General features: G+C 53.9%; 3 protein-coding genes. 2 read left to right on the forward strand and 1 reads right to left on the reverse strand.

What is annotated here, in order from left to right:
- A partial coding sequence (locus FYC48_RS27505; protein ID WP_200836718.1) for an endonuclease/exonuclease/phosphatase family protein occupies nucleotides 1-487 on the forward strand: 487 nt, incomplete at its 5' end.
- Nucleotides 488-1,579: 1,092 nt separating this feature from the next.
- Nucleotides 1,580-2,065: an SMI1/KNR4 family protein gene (locus FYC48_RS27510; RefSeq protein WP_149500028.1), complete on the forward strand. Its 486-nt coding sequence runs from the start codon at nucleotides 1,580-1,582 to the stop codon at nucleotides 2,063-2,065.
- On the opposite strand, the gene FYC48_RS28595 is transcribed toward FYC48_RS27510, so the two are convergent.
- A partial coding sequence (locus tag FYC48_RS28595) for a hypothetical protein (RefSeq protein WP_235034469.1) occupies nucleotides 2,039-2,246 on the reverse strand: 208 nt, incomplete at its 5' end. The genes FYC48_RS27510 and FYC48_RS28595 overlap by 27 nt on opposite strands.

Below are 2,246 nucleotides of genomic sequence, written 5' to 3' on the forward strand. Positions count from 1 at the left end.
TTTTGGCTTTTACTCCGCAACATTGAAGCGTTTCGATACATCAGTACGTATTATCAACGTCCATTTGACGCCATTCCAGATGAAACGTGGCGGCGGTGTTCGTGACGCAATGACCGCACTTTCTTCGACTGAAGATAAGCACGCCATCGAGATCGATGCAATTGTCGACGCAATCGATTGTCAGCGTCCGACGATTGTTGTTGGTGACTTTAATAGCATCTCTACTTTCAGGGCACCAAAGCGGCTCGCTGAACTTGGATTGATTGATGCGTACGCTTCGGTGCATGACGACGCGGATAGCCACCCAACTTGGAACTGGCCGACACGTCCGTTGCCTCTTGCACTCCGAATCGACCACATTTTCCACACGCAACACTTCACGACGACAGACGCCGAGATTGTCCGTCGAGTTGGGTCTGACCATTTCCTCGTGGTTGCCACACTCGAATTCGGCGAACCAGACGATACACGTGAGTCGCCGCGTTGAGTTTATTGAAGTGGTGAGTCGTTCGCGGCGACCACGTGATCGTTATCGTTCGTCGTGCTGGGTCGCGTTCGTTGGCTATTCGATCCTTAAATTGGGCTTAACGCACACGCCAGATATGGTGACCGCGGTCGGCCCATTGCTTGTTGACGCGACCTCTGTTTCCTGGTGATCGCTCCTGATATCGCGGTTTGGTAAACGTTTCCAACGGCCAATAATCGCCAACAATGGATCGTGATCCTGTACGCCCATTTCTTTGTTACGGCGGAGTCTCCGAATGACCCCAACACTCGATCATGCCTCTCGATCGGATGTCACTTGAATCCGGTACCGCGGTTTGAACACCCTATCCTGATCCTGGTTCAGACTGATGGATCGCCCCACGGCATTCAACCATCGCTACAATGAATCACGACCGTCCAACACCACGCTGGCGGCAACCGTAAACCGACGAACCAATCGATGCGCGTGAGTCGCCGAGTTGAGGTTGTTGGAGTGGTTCGTCAACCGCGGCGACCACGTGATCGTCACCGTTACCCGACAGAATCGATGATTGATCGCCCGTGCGACCGCAAACGTTGACCTGCCCAGAGTGCGACACACACTGTGACGCGGACGGCCTTGAATCAAATGCCGTTGTTTGTCCACTTTGTGCTCGTCCCGTTTACGTTGTTCGTGATCCTCGCGACTGCTCCCTGACTTATCCCGCGATATCGAGCTCGGATTCGATCATCGTTCCGAGCGATGTCCTGACATACCCAATCGTTGATCAGTCGCCAACGGATCAACCACCTCGTAGCATGATATTGGACTTCCCGAACGGAGACACTTGTCTGATTGTTCAATGTTCAAACCCGTCGCGACCTAACCGGAGGTCACTCGAAAAGACAGCGTTTGTCCTTAATCGAACTGTGCTCTCTGCTTGCCTGCCCGTAGAATTAATGTCCTACGTCCGCTCACAACCCGATCCACAAAACGGCGGGTAACCATCGCATGCAACCGAGGACGGGTGGTCGGTTTTTTTGTCTGCTTGCAAGTCGTTCGCCCGTCCCGGCTGATGCGTATCGTTCCCCGGCATAAACCCGATTGCCGACGATGATCGACTGGCTAGAACTAATAACGCGACATCACGCTGCCGCACAGGCAGACTCCGGATACGAGCCTCTGTTCGGCGACGCAGCACCGCCAGAGCGTCTTGATGACGCCCAATCCAAAATAGGGCTGCCATTGCCCGCCGAACTTCGAGACCTATACCGAAGTGTTGACGGATACGGCATGAAAATGGAAGCCGACTCCATGCTATCGCCTTGGTTCATTGTCCCGACTTCAAAGTTGGTAAACTTCGTTTCTTCCTGCCGCAACGCAATCGTCGAAACACACCCAAACCTATCCGGACGCCTCCTGCCGTTTATTGATTGGGCCAACGGGGACTTCATGGGGTACGTTTATGATCGCAACGGCAACCTGATTGAAGGTCTTCACCTGTTCATGCATGAGAAGTTCCAGCATTGCGCCGACCAGGAGCCTGACGAGTTTTTTCACTCGTTCGACGGTTCAATAGCTGACTTCCTTGAACCCTGAACAAGCGGGGAACAATCCAATGCACCCGAGCGGCGAAGTCGGGCGTTTTGAAATGGACAATCGCTCGTCGCCGCCGGGTGATTGGTGACGTTCGTCGTGCTTGGTCGCGCTGGTCGGTTCTTCTAGCTTTGAGTTTGGAACGACGCACAAGCCGGATAGGGTGACTGTAGTCGGCCCACCG

This window comes from Roseiconus lacunae (genome assembly GCF_008312935.1).
Taxonomy (GTDB): Bacteria; Planctomycetota; Planctomycetia; order Pirellulales; family Pirellulaceae; genus Stieleria; species Stieleria lacunae.